Origin of the sequence: Nocardiopsis xinjiangensis YIM 90004 (assembly GCF_000341145.1) — a bacterium.
Taxonomy (GTDB): domain Bacteria; phylum Actinomycetota; class Actinomycetes; order Streptosporangiales; family Streptosporangiaceae; genus Nocardiopsis; species Nocardiopsis xinjiangensis.
Genome location: NZ_ANBE01000052.1, coordinates 55,731 through 61,730 on the forward strand (window position 1 = coordinate 55,731; position 6,000 = coordinate 61,730).

Sequence of the window (6,000 nt, forward strand, 5' to 3'; positions counted from 1 at the left end):
CCCCAGAGGCCCGAGGCGGCGGGGGCGACCGCGGCGGCCCCTCGCCCGCACCCCTGGGCCGGGATCAGAGACCCAGGATCGGGGGCACGAGGAAGTAGATCTCGGCGACCTCGTAGACGGCGCCGATGACGAAGAGGGCGAGGGCGGGGACGGCCAGCCGCCCGAGGTGGGACAGGCCGCGGAAGTAGCCGGAGCGGCGGGTGGCGGCGCCCTCGGACGCGGGCCGCAGCCAGGTGCGGCCCAGCAGGTAGGCGCCGAACATCACCAGGATGTAGGCCTGGAATTCGATGAGGAGCGTGAGCGAGTGGGGGATGAGGGTCAGCGCCGCGGTCCGGTCCACCGGTGCCAGCATGATCCCGATGTCGATGGTCTTGACCGTGAACACGGCGAGGCCCGCGAAGGGGACCGCCAGGGACGGCAGGACGATGAGCGGCAGGGTCGTGGCGATCACGTTGACGCCGAGGATCGTGGCGCCGAACAGCCACGGGTTCCCGATCACCGCCTCGATCAGCGCGCTGTTGCCGCCGTCGATGAACGACGAGGTCCGGGCCGCGTGGAGGTCTGGGAAGGCGGCGGCGAGGGCCATGCCGAGGAGGACGGCGCCGTAGGTGAGGGCGTTGATCCAGAGGTAGGCGCGCAGGTCGGCGCGGATGATCGCCAGAGGTCGGCGGATGAGGTCCATGGGTTCACGTCCGTTCCGGTGGTGGGTCTCCGGGTGGGCAGGTGGGTGGCCGAGGGGTCAGGATCCGGCGCCGTCGAGGAGCCAGTGGTGACGCAGCCGCAGTGCACGCTCGACGCCGCCCAGCGCGGCCACCGCGGCGAGTGCCGCGGTCAGCCGGGCGCGAGGGAGAAGACCGACCGGCCGGTGATCAGCTGCCACCAGCGCAAGCGCCGTATCGGCCGTCCGTCGCCCGGCTGGATGCGCCTGACGGCCCGGCGGCGCCGCCCCTTCGTGAACATGTCTTCTCCGTCCTCCTGCCTGTGCAGGCGTTGTCCCACCGAGTCACTAACACAGTGTGTTAGTCGCCTGATCGGCAAACTATCACAGTGTGCTAGTAACATCGGAGGGCGACGAGGAGGTCTGACGGTGACAGATGGCGACGCGCTCAGCAGCCGCGACAAGGTGCTGCTGGCGGCGGTGCAGATGGTCGGGGAGAACCCCGGGGCGAAGCTCAGCGTGCGGGCGGTGGCCGCGCGGGCGGGGGTGAGTACTGGATCGCTGCGCTACCACTTCCCGACGCAACAGGCGCTGCAGGACGAGGTGCTCGTGCGCCTGTACGACGTCGTCGTGACGGAGGGGCGCATCCACGACCAGGGGGGATCGGCGCGGGACCGTTTGGTGGACTGCCTGCGCGGTGTCCTGGCTCCGGCCGGCGCCGGTGAACAGGCGCGCGCGGCGCATCGCGCCGTCTTCGAGCAGTTCATCGTCCCCGAGCCGACCGAGCAGCTGCGCGGGGCCTATCTGGCGATGGAGCGCGAGGGCCGGCGCCGCGTGGAGTACTGGCTGACCGTGCTGGTGGAGGAGGGTGCTCTGGCCCCCGGCGACAACGCGCGCCGAGCGCGGTTCCTGAACACCGTGCTGAACGGGCTGGCGCTCGAGCGGGCCCTGCCCGCCGCGGATTCGCTCCTGCAGGCGGAGACAGCCACGCTCTACACGGCCGTCGACGCGGTCCTCGGCGAGGGGGCGGAGGAATCGTCACAGGGGGCCGCGCCGGAGGAGTGATCGGGCGCGCAGTCCACCGCGGTGCCCCTCGTAGGTCGGCCGGTCCGGTGGATGCGCGGCTGTTGCGTCGGATCGCTCGTGCCGGGAAAGGGAGCTCACAGGGTCTTTTCAGTGGGGGGACGAACGCGGGGTGGGCGCCTGCGGGGGCGGGGTGGTGTCGGAGCGTGCCTGTGGGTCTGCTCGCAGGGAATGCGGAGGCGTCTCTGGCTGTTCACGCATGATAGCTTCTAAGGAAGCTACTTCTGTGGAAGCAAAAATGGGAGCGGTCATGCAGTTCGGAATCTTCTCGGTCAGTGATGTCACCCAGGACCCGACCACGGGGCGCACCTCCACCGAGGGTGAGCGCATCAAGGCGATGGTGCGCATCGCCCTGAAGGCCGAAGAGGTCGGCCTGGACGTCTTCGCCACCGGTGAGCACCACAACCCGCCGTTCGTGGCCTCCTCGCCCACGACGATGCTCGGCTACATCGCCGCGCAGACCGAGAGGCTGCAGCTGTCGACGTCCACGACCCTGATCACCACCAACGACCCGGTCAAGATCGCCGAAGACTTCGCCATGCTCCAGCATCTGGCCGACGGCCGGGCGGACGTGATGATGGGGCGCGGCAACACCGGTCCCGTCTACCCCTGGTTCGGCTACGACATCCGCGAGGGCGTCAACCTGGCCCTGGAGCACTACAACCTGCTGCACCGGCTCTGGCGCGAGGACGTCGTCGACTGGCAGGGCAAGTTCCGTACCCCGCTGCAGGGCTTCACCTCCACCCCGCGCCCGCTCGACGACGTGCCGCCCTTCGTCTGGCACGGCTCGATCCGCACCCCGGAGATCGCCGAGCAGGCCGCTTTCTACGGCGACGGGTTCTTCCACAACAACATCTTCTGGCCGGCCACCCACACCCGTAAGCTCATCTCCCTGTACCGCCGCCGCTACGAGCACTACGGCCACGGCAAGGCGGACCAGGCGATCGTCGGGCTCGGCGGCCAGGTCTTCATGCGCAAGAACTCCCAGGACGCCGTCAAGGAGTTCCGCCCCTACTTCGACAACGCGCCGGTCTACGGCGGCGGCCCCTCCCTGGAGGAGTTCACCCGCGAGACCCCGCTGACCGTCGGCAGCCCGCAGGAGGTCATCGACCGTACCCTCGGGTTCCGGGAGATGTTCGGCGACTACCAGCGCCAGCTCTTCCTCATGGACCACGCCGGACTGCCGCTCAAGACCGTGCTGGAGCAGCTCGACATCCTCGGCGAAGAGGTCGTGCCCGTGCTCCGCAGGGAGTTCGCCGCCAAGAAGCCCGCCCACGTGCCCGACGCGCCCACCCACGCCTCGCGCGTGGCCGCGAAGAAGGCCGCCGGGGAACAGGAGGAGCAGGAATGAGCACTCGCAGAATCGTCGCCGTCAGCGCAGGGATGAGCACCCCGTCCTCGACCCGGCTGCTGACCGACCGCCTCACCCAGGCAACCGAGAAGGCGCTGTCCGAGCGCGGCGAACAGGTGCAGACCCGTGTGGTGGAGCTGCGCGAGCTGGCCCACGACGTCATGAACGCCATGACCACCCGCGTTCCCACCGGTGAGCTGGGCGGCGTGCTGGAGGACCTCGGCGCCGCCGACGGCCTCATCGCCGTCACCCCCGTGTTCAACGCCTCCTACAGCGGACTGTTCAAGTCCTTCTTCGACATCGTCGAACCCGAGGACCTGGACGGTATGCCGCTCATCGCGGGCGCCACCGGGGGCACTCCGCGCCACTCCCTGGTCCTGGAGCATGCCTTGCGGCCCATGTTCTCCTACACCCGCTCGGTGGTCGTTCCCACCGGTGTGTACGCGGCCTCGGAGGACTGGGGCTCGGGTGAGAGCGGCGGCCGTGAACTGGGCGAGCGCATCGACCGGGCCGCACGCCAGCTCGCGATGCTGGCCACCGAACGCGCCCCCCGTGGGGCCGACCCCTTCGAGGAGCCCACGCCCTTCGCCGACCTGATGTCGGGGCTGGGCCGCTGAGGCGCTGCGACGAACACGCCGGGCGCGCGCTGCTCCCCGCGCCCGGCATCCCCTTCCGGCACAGGTGTGGGTGGGCCTGACAGAACCGGAACGCTGTTCGTTAATGTTGCACCATGGACGCCGTGCGCATCTACGCCAATGCCCAGAACCGCCTGTTCGACCTGGCTGCCGAGCTCACCGGTGAGCAGGCCGACACACCCGTTCCTGCTCTGCCCGAGTGGACGGTCGCCGAGACCTACGCCCACCTCTCCGGGATCTGTGCCGACGTGCTCGGCGGAACCCTGACCCCGCCGGCCACCGACACCGTCACCGCGCGCCAGGTGGCCGAACGTGCACACCTGGAACTGGGGGAGATCTGCCAGGAGTGGAAGGACGCGACCCCCGCCTTCCTCGATCTGCTCTCCACTCAGCAGCGAACCCGTTACCGGCTGCCCGTGGTCGACATCTGGCACCACGAGAACGACCTGCGGGGCGCACTCGGGCTGGCTCCCCAGGCCGAGGACGTCGAGCAGCTCGCCGACTTCACCATCGGTGGCCTGGCCAAGCAGTGGAGCTCCGAACTGCCCTCTGTGCGGGTGGCCGCCACCGACCGCGACCGGACCTGGGATCTCGGCGAAGGCGGAGACCTGCACTGGAGCGGCCCCGTCCTCGAGCTCGCGCGGGCCGTACTGGGGCGCCGCAGCCGTGCTCAGATGGTCGCGATGGAATGGGACGGCGACCCCGCCCGCGTCCTTGAGTACCTGGCCGTGATGCCGATCTCCGAACGCGACCTGCAGGTTTGAAGCCACGCCCGCGTTTTTGCCGCAACGGCAACGGAGTTTGCGGCAGGGGGGCGGGTGCGTGCACCGTGGAACCCGTGTCATCCGCCGGTACAGGACCGGCGCGCCACCGACGACGGGGGAATGGTCCGATGTCCCACGCAGCTTACGACCGCCGATACTGGGAAGACCGCTATGCCGGACGCGGAGAGGGGCATGGAGAGGGCCGCCACGAGAGCGGCACGGCCTGGGCGGGGGAAACCAATCCGCAGCTGAGCATCGAGACCGCCGACCTGGTCCCCGGCACTGCCCTGGACGCCGGCTGCGGCACCGGAACCGACGCGCTCTGGCTGGCCGGGAAGGGATGGCACGTCACCGCCGTCGATATCGCCGAGAACGCCTTGGAAACCGCCCGCGCCCGGGCCGAGGCCCTCGGCGGACCCGCCGCCGACCGGGTGCGGTGGCAGCGCGAGGACCTGACCACCTGGGACCCCCCGATCGGCGGCCACGACCTCGTGTACTCCCACTACGTGCACACCGACGCGCCCTACGCCGATCTGTACCGGCGCCTGGCCGCGGCGGTGGCCCCGGGCGGGACCCTGCTCGTGGTCGGCCACCATCCGCACGACCGGCACGGGGACGCCCCGCACGCCGATCACCACGACACCCACCTGACCGCCCAGGAGGTCGCCGAACTGCTCGACCCACGGCTGTGGAAGGTGTACACCGCTGAGGTGCGCGCGCGTACCGTCACCGTGCACGGCGGGCGCGAGGTCACCCTGCACGACGCTGTTCTGCGGGCCCGCCGGCGGGGTTAGGGGGCGATATCGTGTCGTCCCTGAGGGTTGGGGCTCAGGGATTTCGGATGTCGCCCGGTCTTCCCAGGGGAGCAAGGGTTTTCTGTTGTTCCGGGGGCGGTGGCCGAGTGGCCTTGCTGTGCTTCGGGGTGGAGTAATGGGGTTTCTCGTGGTGCCGGGTGTGGGTGGTGTTCGTCGGAGCGTCGAGCGTAGCCCGGCCGGGGCTTCCCGCAACCCGCTTCGGCGCCACCCCCACATCTGATTCTTTGCGGGGATGGTGGCGGCGTTCTGCGGGGTTGTTCCCAGCGCCTCGGGGTGTGCGGTCCGCCCCTTGACGCCGGGCCGGCCCGCTCTTGCCGCCGAACACCTACCGGCCGGCCCTCTCATCCGGCCGAAGAAGTGGGGGTCCAAAAGCCAAACCCCCTGTGGTGGCCACATTGTGGCCACCGCTTGCGGCGTGTGCGCGGCTACTCACCCCTGCGAAGGCAACTACCGGCCCCGGCACTCCCGGTGACGCATTGAGGCCAGGGGTGGCCGACGTGCGCACAGTTCGGACCCCCTCTCATCCTACCGAGGGAAAGCGGCCCCATGGAGTTATCCACAAGGCCATTTTCAGGAAATATTCACGGGGAACTCCGAAGCAGATTCGAAGAAGGGCGAGAAGGCGGGGTAAGGGTTTTCTGCCCTTGGAGGCAGTGTTATCTTCAGGGGTGCTTCTCTTAGAATGGGAGCATGA

At 69.5% G+C, this 6,000-nt stretch carries 7 protein-coding genes; 5 read left to right on the forward strand and 2 right to left on the reverse strand.

All coding sequences use genetic code 11. The features are described 5' to 3' along the window. Positions 1 to 64 precede the first annotated feature (64 nt). Positions 65 to 682: a hypothetical protein gene (locus tag D473_RS0122005; protein WP_017611204.1), complete on the reverse strand. Its 618-nt coding sequence runs from the start codon at positions 680 to 682 to the stop codon at positions 65 to 67. Between the two features lie 57 nt (positions 683 to 739). Further along, on the reverse strand, positions 740 to 880 hold the full coding sequence (locus tag D473_RS27780; RefSeq protein WP_193373312.1) for a hypothetical protein: 141 nt from the start codon (positions 878 to 880) through the stop codon (positions 740 to 742). A gap of 207 nt (positions 881 to 1,087) precedes the next feature. On the opposite strand from D473_RS27780, the gene D473_RS25220 reads away from it, so the two are divergent. The 5 genes from D473_RS25220 to D473_RS0122030 all read left to right on the forward strand — a co-directional run bounded on the left by D473_RS25220 (position 1,088) and on the right by D473_RS0122030 (position 5,285). Continuing rightward, a complete protein-coding gene (locus tag D473_RS25220) occupies positions 1,088 to 1,723 on the forward strand; it encodes a TetR/AcrR family transcriptional regulator (protein WP_017611206.1) in 636 nt (211 codons plus the stop codon). 268 nt (positions 1,724 to 1,991) lie between these two features. Then, on the forward strand, positions 1,992 to 3,092 hold the full coding sequence (locus D473_RS0122015) for an LLM class flavin-dependent oxidoreductase (RefSeq protein ID WP_026127195.1): 1,101 nt from the start codon (positions 1,992 to 1,994) through the stop codon (positions 3,090 to 3,092). Beyond that, positions 3,089 to 3,709 carry an FMN reductase gene (locus D473_RS0122020; RefSeq protein WP_026127196.1) on the forward strand — a complete coding sequence of 207 codons (621 nt, stop codon included), beginning with the start codon at positions 3,089 to 3,091 and terminating at the stop codon, positions 3,707 to 3,709. The genes D473_RS0122015 and D473_RS0122020 overlap by 4 nt, the downstream gene beginning before the upstream one ends. 113 nt (positions 3,710 to 3,822) lie before the next feature. Beyond that, positions 3,823 to 4,491, forward strand: a complete 669-nt coding sequence (locus tag D473_RS0122025; RefSeq protein ID WP_017611209.1) for a maleylpyruvate isomerase N-terminal domain-containing protein — start codon at positions 3,823 to 3,825, stop codon at positions 4,489 to 4,491. 128 nt (positions 4,492 to 4,619) lie between these two features. Beyond that, positions 4,620 to 5,285: a class I SAM-dependent methyltransferase gene (locus tag D473_RS0122030; RefSeq protein WP_017611210.1), complete on the forward strand. Its 666-nt coding sequence runs from the start codon at positions 4,620 to 4,622 to the stop codon at positions 5,283 to 5,285. Positions 5,286 to 6,000: the final 715 nt, after the last annotated feature.

What these genes read in the sequence shown, in the direction of transcription:
- D473_RS0122020 (WP_026127196.1), top strand. Translation starts at nt 3,089, where the DNA reads ATGAGCACTCGCAGAATCGTCGCCGTCAGCGCAGGGATGAGCACCCCG.
- D473_RS0122030 (WP_017611210.1), top strand. Translation starts at nt 4,620, where the DNA reads ATGTCCCACGCAGCTTACGACCGCCGATACTGGGAAGACCGCTATGCC.
- D473_RS0122005 (WP_017611204.1), bottom strand. Translation starts at nt 682, where the DNA reads ATGGACCTCATCCGCCGACCTCTGGCGATCATCCGCGCCGACCTGCGC.
- D473_RS0122015 (WP_026127195.1), top strand. Translation starts at nt 1,992, where the DNA reads ATGCAGTTCGGAATCTTCTCGGTCAGTGATGTCACCCAGGACCCGACC.
- D473_RS0122025 (WP_017611209.1), top strand. Translation starts at nt 3,823, where the DNA reads ATGGACGCCGTGCGCATCTACGCCAATGCCCAGAACCGCCTGTTCGAC.